Source organism: Paenibacillus sp. LRG-1 (assembly GCF_057220305.1).
In genome coordinates this window covers 5,627,915-5,644,045 of sequence record NZ_CM170126.1, presented here as the reverse complement: position 1 = coordinate 5,644,045, position 16,131 = coordinate 5,627,915, and the positions used below count along the sequence as shown (strand labels likewise).

Here is a 16,131-nt window from a genome sequence, read left to right as displayed (position 1 = left end):
GACCTAATGGCTGGATTAGGATTCCAGCTTATCCCATGCAACGATAAAAAGGGTAGCCAGTGGCCCTATTAATAGGGAGAGCAGAAACCAATTTAGCCCGCTCCGATTTTTGGATTGTGCCAAACCGGCATTAATAAGGGCAAGCGTTCCCCAGCCTATATAATAATCTTCTGACATGGTATTCTCCTTTGTAAAAAGGTATAATATCGTACTGTGTATGGTATGAACACATCCATGATTTCATAAGTTTAAAGTAAATATAACTTTATATATCCTGGTTTGAGGAGCGAAGCTAAGTTGGAAAGATATCAGGCAGAGCGCGTTGTCGCTGAGCTTTTGGAACGGGCTGCTATAGGTGTGACAGTTAAGCTGGAGAAACGTTTTCCTGGTGGAAGGCTGATTGGGGGCAAATATGCCATGAATGCTCACGCCATTACCATGTATACGGACGTTATTGAAACACAGTGTTTACAAATGTTCGGCAGCGTTGATCGAGTTGAGGAGTATTTTACGGTTGTGCTTGCACATGAGATCGGGCACGCCGCCGATACGGAATTAGTGGACCTCTCCGATGCTTTGGAGCAAGAGAGCGGGATAGGGACCCGGCAACGACTTGCGCTGCAAATTGAAGAAAACGCATGGAATTATGCGCTTAGATTGGTGCCTGAAATAGAAGCAACGTTTATTTCTGCCGTAATAGACGAGTCCTTGCTGGCCTATCGAGTCCCGGTTATGGAGCATTCTGACATTGCGTAACGATGATGATCCGAGAGCCGTCAGGCTCTTTTTTTGTTGATAATAACAGACGGATCGGCAGGATCATTTAAAGGAGTAGCTTTTTAAGCTGTGACACGCGTCCCTGGGATAGTTCGAGCATTTCGGCTAATTCTTTTTGAGATACATTAGGATGCTCCTGCATGAGCTGTTTTAGTTTATTCAGGAGATCATTCTGATTTCTGTAACTCCTTCTTTTCTTGGGCTGGACAGGACGGGATTCACTCAAATGACTGGAAGGATTATCGCTCTTCAGATTTTCAATACAACTTTTACATATCAGATGATCCCTAAAATAGCTCAAATGATCTACGGCACCACAAAAATAGCAAGAAACCCCCGTATACTTGCGAATCATCAGTCCCTCTGGGGTAATAAAAAAATCGAGGGCATCTCCAATATTAATATTCATAGAATTGCGCAGCTCCTTGGGCAGCACAATGCGGCCCAAATGGTCTAATGGCCGTGTCATTCCTGTGTTCTTCATCATTTTTCCCCTTTCCTGAAATGCGCTTATAGTTGTAGGAATTGTATGTATATATGCTGGAAGTACAAAGCGCTTATATTACAGTTTGTTTTGGTATAGCTATGCTGAAAAAAAGCTCCGGCATGACGAACAATTACGTCTGCCGGAGCATTGTACAGCCAATGAATCTAAGATGTCATGTCGAATTACTGTGGGTTGGTTGTCCAAATACCGGCTACTTTTAATTGAACCCGTGGAGGCAGTTTCAATGCGGCTAATGTCAGATCGGCCAAATCCTGCGGTTGAAGCATGCGATCCTCATCACCAATAGGCAATCCTGCGTTTGCCGCCAGTTCTGTATTGACAGTACTTGGAGTCAGCGCGGTGACGCGAATGTTAGATTTGCGAACTTCCTGCATCAGTGCTTCCGTGAAGCCCATCAAAGCAAACTTGGATGCGCAATATGCCGAGCCTGTTGCAAAACCTCGTTCTCCTGCCGTCGAGGAAATATTAATAATGTTCCCGCTCTTTTGTGCCAGCATGCTTGGAAGAACAGCATGTGTGACATAATAGGTTCCCATCAGGTTTACGCGAATAATACGTTCCCACTCTTCGGGGGCCATATCTGCGACTGTGCCAAAGGTAGCAATGCCTGCATTATTGATCAAAATATCGACAGCGCCCAGCTCATGTTCCAGTGAAGCTACAGCGGCAGCGGCCTGTGCGCGATCCGATATATCTGCAACGGCACTCACCACTTTCACACCGTATGTACTCCCCAGCGAATCCTGCAGCTTTTGCAGGTCAGTCAATGTTCGTGAGATTAATCCCAGGTTAACGCCTTCCTTAGCTAAAGTTTCGGCAATTGCTTTACCGATTCCTTTGCTGGCTCCTGTAATAATGGCTGTTTTATTCTTAAGTTCCATCCAGTCTCCTCCTTTTCACTCCATAACGTGGTTGTGCATGTGAGCACATGGTTACATTATACAAGGTTAAACTCATTGAACCAAACTTCGCCTCTGATGAGGTATTCATCTAGAGGTCTCCTATTTGGAAATATTAATATCCCCTGAGGTGGTTTCTGCCTTTATCACGTTCACACTACCGGGAACAGATTCGGGAGTATCTATACTCCCAGAGTCAGAGTGGACATTATAAACACCTTTAAAATCGGGAGCTTGCTTAATCTTCACGTCACCAGAATCAGCATTCACTTCCAAGTTGGCTACGGCACGTTGTGTAATATTTGTCTCCCCTGAGGTTAGGGAAATAAGGCCATTACCGCTATAATCGTGGATGGTAACATCGCCAGAAGTAAGCTTCAACTCCATATCTGCTGCAAGCTGACTGGCTGTAAAATTGCCGGATGTTAAATTTGCGATCAGGTGGGTACTTTGGAGGTTTGTAATCTCGGCAGTGCCTGAAGTAGCGGTGATGGAAGTATTCTGCACGGAGGCATCTTGAAGTTTTACATTCCCTGAATGTGCATCTACCTGTAGGTCAGTTAGTGTTTCGCCGGAGGGCATCTCTACGGTAATCGTTTGATCCACATCAGGGGTGATCGAAAGAAATGACAAGGAAGCGGCCGGCTCCGATTGAATCGTAAGCTTACCGTTCTCAATTCGGGCATTATGAATTTGGTCGGCTACCTTTGTCTGAACTTCTCCACTAATGCGTATCGTACCTTGGTCGCCAGAGCCGGGAGTAAACAAAATAGAGACATCATCAGAACTGTCCACTTTCAGCTTCTGTAGCTGACCACGTGTGAACGTCCATTTTTTGTTAATCGCAGTTGTTTCCTTCATGACTTGTTGACTCCATGGGGCACCGTAAGCCACCATTCCGGCTACACCGATCACAATGCACAGACCTGCTGCAATAAACCACTTTTTATTCATGTTGTTAGTAAGCTCCCCTCAGGGTAGTCTGATTCCATTTCCAGTATCGTACTGTGCCTTTGACCATAAGGAGTAAGAGATAACGTACTCCAGGCAGCAGCAATAGACCTATACCCGTCATCGTGATAGAGAAAAAGAATTTGGCCGGGTAAAAGGTGCTGTTTAGTGCATAATCAGTAACGGCGAGAAGGGGGGCTGCAATGAAGCTGACCGATACCACGGTCAATGAAGCCCATACTGCCCATAGGGTAGCCATAATAGGGATGGAGATTAGCAAATTGAGAAACAGCAGCCCTAAGAAAGTAAAAAGATTGCGTGCGAAGCTTCCCTGACGAAGCGGAGGAGAAGCGTTCCAGGCTGCATTGGGATCATCCAACGCTTCTCGGGCAATATCCTCCGGGTTACCCAGCTCATTGGCAATCTCACTTTCGCTTTTGCCATTGACCAACCCGTAGTCAAAATGCTGGCTCAAATCACTAAGCAGCTCATTGCGTACCTCTGCAGGGAGAGGAGAAAGACGCTGCTCTACCTCTGTAAGAAACTGTTTTCTATTCATCGGAATTCCCTTCCTCCAGTAGGCTTGCGACATGATGGACAAAATCATTCCATTCCCGCGTAAGTATTCTTGTATAATGGCTTCCAGTATCAGTCAGCCGATAATATTTGCGGGGAGGTCCCTCGGTCGATTCCTGTAAATACGTTGTGCAGTATCCTTCTGATACCAGACGGCGGAGCAATGGATATAGGGCTCCCTCAGCTACTTCAATATGACGGGAGACGGCTTGAGCCAACTCGTAGCCATAACGGTCTCTGCGTCCAATTAGAACTAGAACGCACAGTTCCAGTACCCCTTTTTTGAATTGGATGTTCACATTCACGAGCGGTGCTCCCTTCCTGGATGTTATCAATAATTCATAGGTGTCGTTCGGAATAAGGGGAAGAAACGTGTGTTTGTGCATAATTTGTCACGGGTACTAATTATAGAACAGTAGTCAGGTATAATTTAACATCATGTACTGATTAATGCAAGGTACTAAATTTTTAATAATAAAATATTTGTGCCAAAATGGGCAGATTTTCTTTCTTGAAGGCTTTATTGAATAGCGAATGTTGTAGAAAAAAGTATTTTTATTTGGAAATTACTCGAAATATGGCTGGAAGCACAAATAGGATGCTACTTTAATTTCATTCATTAAAATGATAGATTGTAAAGTATTCAATAGGGTTAAAGATTACTTTTTATGAAGAGGTGGGTAAAGGGTGGATTGGAAACATTGGTATATGGAACTGGAACAGGATGATGAGTCTTGGGATGTATCTGAGGAGATTGTTCTGCGTGGTGTAGTACATCTTAATTTTTGCGGGCAGCCCTCGGAAGTAGAAGTCGAATTTATCGTGGGGGCTGACTCCGAAGAACAGGCACAGATTATAGAAGAACCTACACAGTTGCAAAAAAACACATGGGAGCAGTATATGGAATATTCGTCAGCTATTCATCCTCAAGTGTTGGAGTCCATACACCATCATTATGCTGGCATAGTGGAAAAGTACCGGAATGCTTACAGTATATGGGGAGAGGACCCAGATGAATATGCGCCTTATGTGGAGCGGCCGGAACAATTGCTGGATCGAATACAGCTTGTGTCTATACTGATTTCCGACTCATCGGCAAAGGATGAACTGTATTTGAATTTTAGTTGCTCCTGGGATCAAGAACATGGCTTAGGCGTACATATGAAGCAGATGAAAATGGAGCATATTCAAGGCGTTTATACATTATATGACCTAGAATAAATCCCCCTTCCCGGCTTTTACCAAAAAGGGCCGGGAAGGGGAATAGGATATGGTGAAAATGATGGCGCGATTTGATACGATAAAAAAATTAGTTGGATACAGCCAATGCAGCCCGGGCTGCTTGAGCCGCTTGTACCATTAGTCGCAAGGCGGCGACAGATTCCTCCTTGGTGCGGGTTTTCAGACCACAGTCCGGATTAACCCAGAACAAATCTGATGGCAATACGCGCAGGGCACGCTGGATCATGCTTAGCATTTCAGATACATCGGGGATGCGCGGACTGTGGATATCGTACACGCCCAGACCGATGCCCTTGTCGTATACCTGATCTTCAAAGCTGACAATCAGTTCTCCGTGACTTCGCGAAGTTTCAATAGATATAACGTCGGCATCCATATCGGAGATGGACTGAATCATATGCTGAAATTCGGAATAGCACATGTGCGTATGGATTTGGGTCACAGGTTCAACGGTGGCCGTGGTCACAAGGAAGGCTTGAACCGCCCAGTCCAGATAGGCTTGCTGTTGTTCTTTTTTCAGTGGAAGCCCTTCACGAATTGCAGGCTCATCGACCTGAATCATGCCGATGCCCGCTTGTTCCAGTGCCTCTACCTCTGCCCGTAATGCCAGAGCCAACTGTAAAGCAACTTGACTACGAGGAATATCGTTACGTTCAAAAGACCAGTTCAAAATGGTCACAGGGCCTGTAAGCATTCCCTTAACAGGCTTGGAAGTTAACGATTGGGCGAATGCCGTTTCTTCCACGGTCATGGGCTGATCAAAGGAAACGTCTCCGTATATAATCGGCGGTTTGACACAGCGGGAGCCGTAGGACTGCACCCATCCGTTTTGCGTAAAAGCAAAGCCGTTCAGCTTTTCGCCAAAAAATTCAACCATATCGGTCCGCTCAAATTCCCCATGAACAAGCACGTCAATGCCAATGTCCTCTTGAATATCAATCCATTCCTTAATTTGCTGTTGGATGAACGCCCGGTATTGCTCGGCTGACCATTCTCCTTTGCGATAGTGCAGGCGGGCCTTGCGGATCTCGGCGGTTTGCGGGAAGCTACCAATGGTCGTCGTAGGCAGTGGAGGCAACTTCAGCTTATTTTGCTGAATCTCACGACGCTCGGCGAAAGGAACGCTGCGTGACAGAGGCTCTTTTGCCAACAGGTCGGCCAGATCGGCAGCTGTCTGTACGCGTGCCGCTGAACTGTTGAAACGGGCTACCGCATCCGCACTTTGCTCAAGCTTGGCGAGTGCGGAAGGATCGTGTTTGCCAAGTGCAGCCGTCAGGACGGCGATTTCCTCCAGCTTTTCATCGGCAAAGGCCAGCGCTTGCACCAGCTCCTTGTCCAGCTTGTGCTCTGCCTCCAGACTGACTGGCACATGCAGCAGACTGCATGATGGCTGTACGATAAGCTGTGCGGCAGTGGTTTGTTCTGCTAACTGACCCAGCAGGGCAGCCACAGCGTTCAGGTCGCTTCGCCATATATTGCGCCCGTCAATAACCCCAGCGCCCAGCGTTTTTCCTTTAGGGAAGCCATGCTGCAATATATGCTGAAGATTTTCGCCATCATCATACACAAAATCAAGACCCAATCCCTGTACCGGAAGTGCGGACAGACGCTCATAATGGTCCAGGCTGCCAAAGTAGGTTTGCAGCATTATATTCAAGGAGGGCGCAGCTTGAGTCAAAGCTTCATAGACTTCCTGAATAATGTCCAAATCCTCTGCCGGGAATGAGGTGGTTAGGACAGGTTCATCGATTTGGACCCACTGAACGCCTTCTGCCGCTAGTTCAGACAGGATACGGGTGTACAGTGGCAGGAAGCTTCGTACGATGGTGGCCAAATCCTTACGATCATAGCCTTTGGATAAGGTAACGAATGAATAGGGGCCGATGAGGACCGGTTTCCCATCAATGCCTAGTTCTCGTTTTGCTTCACGATAAGCCTGTAAGGGTTTATTTTCAGTGAACACCGGGACTGCGTTTGCCAATTCAGGAACGATGTAGTGATAATTGGTATTCATCCATTTGGTCATTTCACTGGCGGTTGCTCCCTTCTGTCCACGAGCGATCCCAAAATACACGGACAGAGGAACCGGACCTGCGGGACGATGGTTGAACCGTTCGGGTACCAGACCGAACATTACAGATGTATCCAGCATGTGATCGTAATAGGAGAAGTCTCCGACAGGAATGCGATCAATCCCCTTGTCACGCTGCTTGCTCAGATGCTCCAACCGTAATCTTTTCATCTCCGTCTGCAGTTCGCTTTCGTTAATGCTGCCGTTCCAGAAGCGTTCCAGTGCTTTCTTCCATTCCCGGTTTTCGCCGATACGCGGATATCCCAGATTACTGCTAATCAAGCCGGACAATTCAGGCCATTCAATAATGGACATGTACTTTTCCTCCTAGTGGGTAGCTGTTTTATTTTTACGTACCAAAAAAGGCATTCTTCCCCCAGAGTTAAAAATAAGTAGGGGAAAGAATGCCTCCGTGATTAAAAAATCAAAAATACGGCGACTGCTCTTAACACCTCCCTATCTTCCGTAGGTACTTGCGATGTTGTTAAAATAGGCAGGTCTCCTGACTTACGGATCATGACTCTCAGCATTCCTTCCCGGTCTGTGGACCAGTGGATATATGAACAGCTGAAAGTTCCCCGTTTACAGTGGCGGGACCGTGCCGGATTTGCACCGGCTTCCCTTTTAAGCCTGATCTGAATAGAACAGACACCTATCTCCAAGCTATGCGGTTAAGGTATGACGAATAATTATGCACTCGTATACTTGTTCACCATCATAAGTGAAACTTACAGGATGCGCAATAGAAACTCCAATGGAAACAGTTAGCTATATGAAAAAAAGACAAGCCTTACCCATGATGGGGACTTGTCTTAGATATATAGCATCTTGCCGGGTAAACTTCGCGTTAAGCCAATGAAACGGTATAGCCTGCCTGAATACTGGCTTTTACATCTACCAGACGCTGGTTGCGACTGCCCCGGAAGGGAAGGGTCAGGTCCTTTTGCTGTTCTACAAAACGACCATCCACAATCACATCGCACAAAAGCGCTAGCTCCTGTCGCTCCTGATCTGTGAGTAAATCTTCATAGACAAAGCCAGTATAAGCCCACACGGTTCGGTCGGGACAGGCCTCGCGGAAGTCACGCACAAATTGCGAGCATTCTGCTGCTGAGAAAAACGGATCTCCCCCGCAGAGAGTCAGTCCGTCCAACAACGGATTATCCATGATGTCACGAATGACTTCCTGTTGTCGTTGGGGTGTAAATGGCTCACCTGCACGGAAGCTCCACGACGCTGGATTAAAGCATCCGGGACAGGCATGACGGCAACCGCTAATAAACACGACAGTGCGCAGGCCGTATCCTTCGTTCAGAGATTCCGGAATGTAGCCACACAAATTCACTTATGTTTCACCCGGTCTCGAACTTCTGCCTGTTTTGCAGCATTAAAGCGAACGGTATAATCTCCTGTCAGATATCCGGTTACCCGACGTAAGCGCTGAAAGTGTGTATGCTCCTCATCTGTGCCGCATTGGGGGCAGCTTGTCCCGATAATCCCTTCATAACCACATTCCGTACAACGATCCACCGGGTGGTTGATAGAGAAATAGCCGATGTTCTGATGCAGTGCGTACTGAACAATTTTAAGAAACGCATCCGGGTTATTCCGCGCGTTACCATCCAGCTCGATGTATGAAATCGCACCAGCGTTGCAGAGGTTATGGAACGGAGCTTCCAAGCTGATTTTACGAGCAGCCGGGAGCGTATAATACACGGGAATATGAAAAGAATTCGTGTAATATTCTCGATCATTTACCTCAGGGATAATCCCGAAATCACGTTGATCCAGCAATGTGAACTTGCCCGACAGACCTTCGGCAGGCGTAGCGAACAATGTAATATTTAAATTGTGATATTCACTCATTCGATCGCAATACACGCGCATGGAAGTGATGATTCGCTGTGCCTCGCGGTATACGAAATCATCCTCCCCGTGGTGTTTCCCGTATAGTGCCTTCATGCACTCAGCCAGCCCGATGAACCCGATCGAAAGCGTACCGTGCTTTAGTACGCTTCCCACCTTATCATCTGGCGCCAGTTGTTCTCCACCTTCCCATACCCCTTCGCGCATCATAAAGTCCGAGGCTTTGGCCGGTTGGCTGGTCTGGATTTGATAGCGATGGATTAGGCCATCCACCGCAATGCGCATAACTTCTTCCAGTCTCGCATCAAAGCGATCACGGTCAGGTGTCAGGCGTTTGCCTGTGCAAATACCATACTCAATGCCAAGCCGCACCAGATTAATGGTATTGAAGGAGAGATTTCCCTTGCCACTCTGCCGGTTTCTACCGAAACGGTCAGAAATGGTGCGGGTACGGCAACCCATTGTCGCTATAATGGTATCCGGGTCATCAGCACGGTAAAAAGGCAAGTTGAAGGTGGCATCCACATTCACAAAATTGGGATACATCCGTCTGCTAGAGCATTCTACTGCCCGTAAGAACAAATCATAATTGATGTCGCCTTCTGCCTGGTTGATTCCCTCTTTGCATTGGAAAATATGCTGCGGAAAAATAGGAGTTTCCCCGCTGCCCAAGCCGCGAATAGTGGCCTCCAGCAGCGATTGAGTAACAAGCCGTCCTTCAGCAGACGTGCACATTCCGTAATTCAGTGAAGTGAATGGAATCTGTCCACCCGCCCGACTGCTCATGGTGTTCAGGTTATGAATGAGCGATTCAGCAGCCTGCCGGGTTTCCGTTTCCGTTTCTTCGCGTGCGAATGCGTATGAACGAGGGCAGACTTCTTGCAAATGGGGATTGGCCATATGTAGTTCGTCGTCAGACAGATGGGATTCTATCTCTTCCTCGAACAACCGAAGTCCCTTGCGCAGATGCTTGCGGAAGGACCGGGCAACGTATGGGGCAAGGTCCCAATCTATTTTATTGGCGGAGACACCTCCGAATTGGCTATTTTGCTGAGATTGGAAAATAATGGCGACCAGTGCCATAGCGGACATAATCGTTTGCGGTGTGCGCACAGAGCCGTTGCCTGTATTGAAGCCGTCTCGCAGTAAACGACCAAACGGGATAAAGATACAATTTGTAGTTCCGAGCGCATATTGGTCCAAATCGTGAACATATACATATCCGTGGTCAATCGCGTTCGTCAGTTCAGGCGGAAGTACCCGCAGGCGCGCATACCATTTGGCATACTCGGACCCAAGCTTGCTCATTTTGCCGCTGAACGATTCTCCATTCAAATTCGCATTCTCCCGCAGCATGTCCAGATCTTGTGCCCCAATGACCCGCTCGCCGATGTCGTATAATTGATGTTCCTCCAGCACCTTCATCGTAAAACCCTCCATATAGTAAAATATATATATTTTTCACAAAAACAACATATTGATGATATCTTGTGTTAACCAATTGTTTCGATCTATATATTGTATATACGTAAACATTGAGAGTATGTGACTATTGTCACATTGATAGGAGTGGGCGGTATAAAAAAGCCAGATACAGAGTAAGGGACACATCCACGGATATGTATCTTACTCTATATCTGGCCATCGTAGTTGCGATGAAAATGATAGGCTTGCGAGTACATAGTATATGATCTTGGGATATTGTTTTGGGAAGGTTTAGAGTAGCTTTTTCAACTGGGACACCCGGCCTTGGGAAATATCTAGCATTTCGGCATATACTTTTTGTGGCAGATTCGGGTGTTCCTGAATCAGCTTGCGTAGCTTTTTTACCATTTCACCTTGCTGCACTCTAGATTGCTTGGGTTGCCAGGTTGTATTGGTTCGGGTCGGCTTAGAATCTTCTTGAGCCTGGATAGCATCGGTGCTTGTGGCATGCACATTTTCATCGGTCTTTAATACCTGGATGCACTCTGCGCAAATAAAGCTGTCGCGAAAATAAGTTAAATGATCCACTGCGCCGCAAAATTTGCAGGAGACACCGGTGTATTTTCTTAGTACAAACCCTTCTTCATCTACGAAAAATTCAAGTGAATCACCGATATTGATATCCATTGTAGTGCGCATTTCCTTAGGGAGTACAATCCGCCCCAATTGATCCAGAGGCCTTGTCATTCCGGTATTTTTCATTAGCGCTTCCTCCTTCAGTGATATATCCTGATTATACCAAAAAATATTATTTTTAGCTTTGTATATTGAAGGTAAAATACAACTTTTTTTGTCTTTATGCTGCGGTCTCTCTTTCAAACAGTATAGGATGTTTTCGGTATTGTTGCCGGGGTACCCCTTTTTAGCTATGATATATTAAAACGCTTTCATAAAAGTACTTTTTATCATCTTAATTAAGCTAAGGAGATGACGGATATGAGTCATGAAACAACGGGTATCGAATATTTATTTCAAGATCCGAAGATTCATCTGGATGAGCGTGTACGGGATCTCGTTTCGCGACTAACCTTGGAGGAAAAGGTTGAATCCATGTTGCAATACCAGCCGGCCATTGACCGATTGGGAGTCGCAGCTTATAAGCACGGTACGGAAGCGGCACACGGGATAGCGTGGTTAGGTGAGGCGACTTCATTTCCTCAGCCTGTAGGATTGGCATGTACTTGGGATACGGAATTAATGCGCCTCATCGGCTCTGTTATCGCAGATGAGGCACGTGTTTACTATCGTCGTGATCCAAAATTAAACGGTCTGACCCTGTGGGCACCTACGGTGGATATGGAGCGTGACCCGAGATGGGGACGCAATGAGGAAGCTTACGGCGAAGATCCGTATTTGACGGGAGAGTTGTCAAAGGAGTTAGTCAAGGGGATACAGGGGGATCATCCGGTATATTTGAAAGCGGTTGCCACTTTAAAACATTTTCTGGGTAACAACAATGAAGTGGACCGGGGAATCGGCTCCTCCAGTATAGACCCACGAAATCTGCGAGAATATTACTTAAGAGCCTTTGAGAAGCCTTTTACAGAAGGCGGCGCCCAGTCGATGATGACTTCTTACAACCTGATTAATGGAACGCCTGCTACGTTATATCATGGGGTTAACGATATTGTCAGGGGCGAATGGGGGATGGACGGCTTTGTCGTAAGTGATGCGGGTGATGTCATGGGGATTGTCAACGATCATCAGTATTACGATTCCCATACGCCTGGCGTGGCCGAATCTATTCGGGCGGGAATTGACAGCATTACAGATGATGCAGAGCTCTCCAAGCAGGCGATTCGAGAAGCTTTGGCGCAAGGAACGCTACAAGAAGAAGACCTGGATCGGGCATTGTTCCATACGTTCCGTGTCCGTTTTCGTTTGGGGGAATTTGATCCGGCGGCAGACAATCCTTATGCCTCAATCGGAGAGGAAGCTCTCCTGACAGAGCAAGCCCGTGAATTGTCGTTGCGTGCGGCGAGGGAGCAGATCGTATTGCTTAAAAATGAGCATGAACTCTTGCCTTTGAACCCTGCCCGGTGCGGCAAAGTAGCGGTCATTGGTACGCATGGCAATGAGGTGTACCGCGACTGGTATTCCGGTACGCTGCCCTACCGGGTTACACCGCTGGAGGCGATTCGTGCCAAGCTGGAAGGCAAGGACGCAAAGGAACGCGTCGTGTACCGTGACGGTAAGAAACGCGTGATCTTGACGGCGGTGAATGACGGAGCGAAGCTCACAGTCGATTCTTCCGGTGAGATGCGCCTGTCCCAGGATGGAGAGCCCACAGTATTGACCATGACGGATTGGGGCTATGGCAGTGTGACGTTACATGATGAGCATCTGGGTACTTACGTGACGAGTGATGAGGAAACGCTCCGTGTTACAGCTGATGAAGCGTATGGCTGGTATGTCAAAGAGGTCTTTGGGCTGACTCCTGTTGGACAAGGAGAGCATCTGTGGACAACATGGAATGGCAAACCAGTGATTGCCGGAACGGAGGGCTCATTAAAGGTAGTGGAGGCTGAAAAATTTGCACTTAACGCTGTAGAGAGTAACGCCTCGACAGTTTTAGGACAGAGCCAAACATTCCAGGTAGAGACGGTGTCAGATGGTTTAGCGGAAGCGATAGCCGCTGCGCAAGCGGCAGATACAGCAATTGTATTTGTTGGAAATCACCCGCTCATCAATGGAAAGGAAGAGAATGACCGTCCAGGCTTGGAACTGGCAGCTTCCCAGCAACGGCTTATCGAGGAAGTGTATCGCGTCAATCCGAATACGATTGTGGTTCTGACGGGCAGCTATTCATTTGCCATCCCTTGGGTTCAGGAGCATATTCCAGCGATCGTATACACGTCTCATGCGGGACAAGAGCAGGGTACAGCAATAGCGGATGTGTTATTTGGAGACTACGCGCCAGCGGGGCGTTTGAACATGACCTGGGTTCAGAGCGAGGATCAATTGGGCGACATCAAAGATTACGATATTATTCGCGGCGGTCGTACCTATCAATATTTTGAAGGTGAATCCTTGTATCCGTTTGGCCATGGATTGACGTATTCGCCTTTTGAATATAATGACCTGCGTACGGATGTCCCAAAGGATAGCGTAAAATCTATTGCTGCACTGGATGCTGTGGATACGCTCCAGGTGTGGGTAGAGGTGACGAATAGGGGCGTAGCTGCTGGTGAAGAGGTTGTACAACTCTATGTACGGCCTGGTGCCTCACGAGTAAAGCGACCATTGAAGACATTGTGCGGTTTTCAACGTATTCGCTTAGAGGCAGGTGAGACGCGAACGGTTTCCTTTACGATTCGGATGAAGGATTGGGCGATTTGGGATGTTACACGGGATTGCTATTGCGTTGAATCGGGTGAATATACACTGCTGGCAGGCGCTTCCTCAGCGGATATCCGGTTGGAGCACCCTGTGTACGTTCGTGGCGAAGTTATTCCACCACGCCAAGCTGGACGAAGTATCCGCGCTGAAAACTTTGATAATTGCTCCGACATCGTACTGGATGAAAGCAAGGAGCAAAGGGAGGCCTGTGTACGTCCGCGCACACCTCAACGTTCCGGTTGGATTGCCTTTCATGGCGTAGACATGGATACGGTGAGTGTGGTCGAGCTTCAGTGTCGCGTGTCATGCAACAGTAGCGATGCCACAATTGAGTTGCGTTTGGATGCACCGGACAGCGAAGCTGTGGCACGTGTGAACGTGGGCAATACAGGAGGGGCGCAAGCATGGGTTACGCTTTCGGAAGCGGTACATTCAGTCTCTGGCACACGTGATGTATACCTGTTGTTGAGCGGGGAAGTGCGGCTAGCTCATTTTACTTTGGGCGCTAATGCTACAGAGGATTCCGGCTTTCAGGCTTGAACTTACTTCTGACATCACGTACAATGCATTCAACGAAGTTTCTACAGCTTAGGGGTGTCATCTCATTTGAATAGTGAAAAACGACTACGCACCGCAACGCCCAAATGGCTTGGGGTGGCGGTAAAGGCGCTTGTCTATTTGGAAAAGCACGGAGAACTCTGTGCCAGCGGTTCTATTGCCCGTTCCATTGACTGCGAAGTCACTTTGGTGCGCAGGGTGCTGACGCGACTTGTACAGGCAGATTTGATTGCAGCACGCGAAGGTCGTGAGGGAGGCTATGTGCTTACCCGTTCGGCCGACCATATTACACTTGCTGATATATACCACGCCATTGAAATATGTGATCCGATTTTCCCGGGTATGATGCATGAACCGGAAACCAATCCTTTTTGTGAGGAGTTGGCGATAGCCGTATCCGAAATTTTAGCCGAGAGCGAACGATGTATGCTGGAAGTATGGGGGTCCCATACGCTGGCTTCGCTTGCCAATCGTACATCACTCGTGGTGGGAAAATGCAATCATAATGAAGATTCAAAATGATAATAGCCGATACGACTCTCAAAAGAGGGTTGTATCGGCTATTTCTATGAAATGGTCATGCCTCAAATTATGTTTCATATGAGCAAACCCGGTTACGTCCTGCATTTTTAGCTTCGTATAGTGCTTTATCTGCCTGCTCCAACAGGGCTGCCCCGGACATATCTTCCCCGGTACCAGGAAATGTCGTCACACCGATGGACACCGTGACCTTAAGAACAAGACCATCCGCTAAAATAAACTCGTGCTGATTTACTCCACTAAGAATCTGATTAGCTATTCGCAACGCTTGCCGAAAAGCACAATTTGGCAAAAGCACGGTGAATTCTTCCCCCCCGCTGCGGGTGACTACATCATTAGGACGACATTTTTCCATTAGAATCTGCCCAAGCTGGCGCAGCACTGCATCTCCTGCCGCATGCCCATAGGTGTCGTTGACTTCCTTGAAGTGATCAATATCCAACACCAGTACAGATAAGTGCTCATGACGTTGACGAGCTTGAGGGAGCTTCTCTTCCAATGAAAACTCAAGCTGTCTTCTGTTGCTTAAATTAGTGAGATGGTCTGTGTAGGAGGTATGCTCCAGTCGAAGTAATAGCTCATTGGATGTGTTGATAGATTCAGCAATGAGGTACAGAAGACATCCGCCGATCATGGATATGAATAATTGGAGCGGATAAACGTGCAGAACATCATCAAGATTCTTCAAATTAATCATAAGGGAACAGAATATAATGCCCATAGCAAAAACGTTCATAATCATCAGCTTGGGTAAACGTGACCAGGACAGATGTGACAATAAAGCGCACCCCAGCCCAACGAGCATCATAAAAATAGCGCCTACGATGGCTTGAGTGTTGATACCAAACAGCAATAATCTACCTACACATATAAATAGGGTAGCCATGAGCGTTGCTGGGGCGCCGATGTACGTTGCGGTAGCTACGATGGCCAAATGACGAAGATCGGCAATCGTATTAAATCCTACTGGAATTGAATAGTACATCATAACAATTCCATAGCACCCAAAAAGGCCGCCTCCGATCCAATGTATCTTACGCTTCAAGGTGTGCAGACGGATTTTATATCTTTGTGATATGAGGCCAGTTATGTACAAAAAGGTGACAAGGATACAGGTATTTACAAAAAACGTACTGAACAAGATGCTAACCCTCCCGAGAGGCATATTTCTTCATTTTATCAAAAAAACTGACATTAAGCTTGAAAATGAAGAATTTATTGAAATTTATTACGCTGATGCGCTTATAACGTTTCGTTCATGTGTTTGGTGCATAACTGGGAATAGATTGAGCATACTCCAAAGATACAAGAATAAGGAA

At 47.1% G+C, this 16,131-nt stretch carries 15 protein-coding genes and 1 riboswitch; of the genes, 4 read left to right on the top strand and 11 right to left on the bottom strand.

Features of this window, described 5'->3' with window-relative positions:
• Positions 1-15: 15 nt before the first annotated feature.
• Positions 16-177, bottom strand: a complete 162-nt coding sequence (locus tag ACUUJN_RS25025; RefSeq protein ID WP_013312451.1) for a hypothetical protein — start codon at positions 175-177, stop codon at positions 16-18.
• A 120-nt stretch (positions 178-297) separates the two neighbouring features.
• Between ACUUJN_RS25025 and ACUUJN_RS25020 the strand changes: the two genes are divergently transcribed.
• Complete coding sequence (locus tag ACUUJN_RS25020) at positions 298-756, top strand: hypothetical protein (RefSeq protein WP_053326325.1); 459 nt, start codon at positions 298-300, stop codon at positions 754-756.
• 67 nt (positions 757-823) lie between these two features.
• Here the strand turns inward: ACUUJN_RS25020 and ACUUJN_RS25015 are convergent, their stop codons facing one another.
• The 5 genes from ACUUJN_RS25015 to ACUUJN_RS24995 form a co-directional block, all read right to left on the bottom strand.
• A complete protein-coding gene (locus tag ACUUJN_RS25015) occupies positions 824-1,261 on the bottom strand; it encodes an AbrB/MazE/SpoVT family DNA-binding domain-containing protein (RefSeq protein WP_013312449.1) in 438 nt (145 codons plus the stop codon).
• A gap of 185 nt (positions 1,262-1,446) precedes the next feature.
• Entirely contained in the window at positions 1,447-2,166 is a 720-nt protein-coding gene (locus ACUUJN_RS25010; protein WP_484669033.1) for a 3-ketoacyl-ACP reductase, read from the bottom strand.
• A gap of 120 nt (positions 2,167-2,286) precedes the next feature.
• Positions 2,287-3,138 (bottom strand): DUF4097 family beta strand repeat-containing protein, encoded by an 852-nt coding sequence (locus ACUUJN_RS25005; RefSeq protein ID WP_484669032.1) that lies wholly within the window; start codon positions 3,136-3,138, stop codon positions 2,287-2,289.
• 4 nt (positions 3,139-3,142) lie between these two features.
• Entirely contained in the window at positions 3,143-3,694 is a 552-nt protein-coding gene (locus ACUUJN_RS25000; protein WP_069080090.1) for a DUF1700 domain-containing protein, read from the bottom strand.
• A complete protein-coding gene (locus ACUUJN_RS24995) occupies positions 3,687-4,016 on the bottom strand; it encodes a PadR family transcriptional regulator (RefSeq protein WP_023990821.1) in 330 nt (109 codons plus the stop codon). The genes ACUUJN_RS25000 and ACUUJN_RS24995 overlap by 8 nt, the downstream gene beginning before the upstream one ends.
• A 382-nt stretch (positions 4,017-4,398) precedes the next feature.
• Between ACUUJN_RS24995 and ACUUJN_RS24990 the strand changes: the two genes are divergently transcribed.
• A complete protein-coding gene (locus ACUUJN_RS24990; protein ID WP_484669031.1) occupies positions 4,399-4,932 on the top strand; it encodes a DUF6985 domain-containing protein in 534 nt (177 codons plus the stop codon).
• A gap of 88 nt (positions 4,933-5,020) precedes the next feature.
• Here the strand turns inward: ACUUJN_RS24990 and metE are convergent, their stop codons facing one another.
• The 4 genes from metE to ACUUJN_RS24970 all read right to left on the bottom strand — a co-directional run bounded on the left by metE (position 5,021) and on the right by ACUUJN_RS24970 (position 11,077).
• The gene (gene metE / locus ACUUJN_RS24985; RefSeq protein ID WP_484669030.1) at positions 5,021-7,339 is read right to left on the bottom strand and encodes a 5-methyltetrahydropteroyltriglutamate--homocysteine S-methyltransferase; all 2,319 of its coding nucleotides are present in this window, start codon (positions 7,337-7,339) and stop codon (positions 5,021-5,023) included.
• A gap of 160 nt (positions 7,340-7,499) precedes the next feature.
• Positions 7,500-7,695: riboswitch (cobalamin riboswitch) on the bottom strand.
• Positions 7,696-7,871: 176 nt separating this feature from the next.
• Positions 7,872-8,369: an anaerobic ribonucleoside-triphosphate reductase activating protein gene (gene nrdG / locus ACUUJN_RS24980; RefSeq protein ID WP_023990818.1), complete on the bottom strand. Its 498-nt coding sequence runs from the start codon at positions 8,367-8,369 to the stop codon at positions 7,872-7,874.
• Positions 8,366-10,315, bottom strand: coding sequence for an anaerobic ribonucleoside triphosphate reductase (locus ACUUJN_RS24975; RefSeq protein ID WP_023990817.1), 1,950 nt, complete (start codon positions 10,313-10,315; stop codon positions 8,366-8,368). The genes nrdG and ACUUJN_RS24975 overlap by 4 nt, the downstream gene beginning before the upstream one ends.
• Positions 10,316-10,606: 291 nt before the next feature.
• A complete protein-coding gene (locus ACUUJN_RS24970; RefSeq protein WP_023990816.1) occupies positions 10,607-11,077 on the bottom strand; it encodes an AbrB/MazE/SpoVT family DNA-binding domain-containing protein in 471 nt (156 codons plus the stop codon).
• 234 nt (positions 11,078-11,311) lie between these two features.
• On the opposite strand from ACUUJN_RS24970, the gene ACUUJN_RS24965 reads away from it, so the two are divergent.
• The gene (locus ACUUJN_RS24965) at positions 11,312-14,254 is read left to right on the top strand and encodes a glycoside hydrolase family 3 C-terminal domain-containing protein (RefSeq protein WP_341056868.1); all 2,943 of its coding nucleotides are present in this window, start codon (positions 11,312-11,314) and stop codon (positions 14,252-14,254) included.
• A gap of 66 nt (positions 14,255-14,320) precedes the next feature.
• Positions 14,321-14,794: an Rrf2 family transcriptional regulator gene (locus ACUUJN_RS24960; protein WP_069080094.1), complete on the top strand. Its 474-nt coding sequence runs from the start codon at positions 14,321-14,323 to the stop codon at positions 14,792-14,794.
• A 67-nt stretch (positions 14,795-14,861) separates the two neighbouring features.
• Here ACUUJN_RS24960 and ACUUJN_RS24955 read toward each other — a convergent pair whose 3' ends face one another.
• Positions 14,862-15,953, bottom strand: a complete 1,092-nt coding sequence (locus ACUUJN_RS24955) for a GGDEF domain-containing protein (RefSeq protein ID WP_023990814.1) — start codon at positions 15,951-15,953, stop codon at positions 14,862-14,864.
• Positions 15,954-16,131 lie beyond the last annotated feature (178 nt).

Bases quoted from the DNA above. Each gene is read 5' to 3' on its own strand.
- ACUUJN_RS25025 (WP_013312451.1), bottom strand. From the start codon at position 177: ATGTCAGAAGATTATTATATAGGCTGGGGAACGCTTGCCCTTATTAAT.
- ACUUJN_RS25015 (WP_013312449.1), bottom strand. From the start codon at position 1,261: ATGAAGAACACAGGAATGACACGGCCATTAGACCATTTGGGCCGCATT.
- ACUUJN_RS25010 (WP_484669033.1), bottom strand. From the start codon at position 2,166: ATGGAACTTAAGAATAAAACAGCCATTATTACAGGAGCCAGCAAAGGA.
- ACUUJN_RS25005 (WP_484669032.1), bottom strand. From the start codon at position 3,138: ATGAATAAAAAGTGGTTTATTGCAGCAGGTCTGTGCATTGTGATCGGT.
- ACUUJN_RS25000 (WP_069080090.1), bottom strand. From the start codon at position 3,694: ATGAATAGAAAACAGTTTCTTACAGAGGTAGAGCAGCGTCTTTCTCCT.
- metE (WP_484669030.1), bottom strand. From the start codon at position 7,339: ATGTCCATTATTGAATGGCCTGAATTGTCCGGCTTGATTAGCAGTAAT.
- ACUUJN_RS24975 (WP_023990817.1), bottom strand. From the start codon at position 10,315: ATGAAGGTGCTGGAGGAACATCAATTATACGACATCGGCGAGCGGGTC.
- ACUUJN_RS24970 (WP_023990816.1), bottom strand. From the start codon at position 11,077: ATGAAAAATACCGGAATGACAAGGCCTCTGGATCAATTGGGGCGGATT.
- ACUUJN_RS24965 (WP_341056868.1), top strand. From the start codon at position 11,312: ATGAGTCATGAAACAACGGGTATCGAATATTTATTTCAAGATCCGAAG.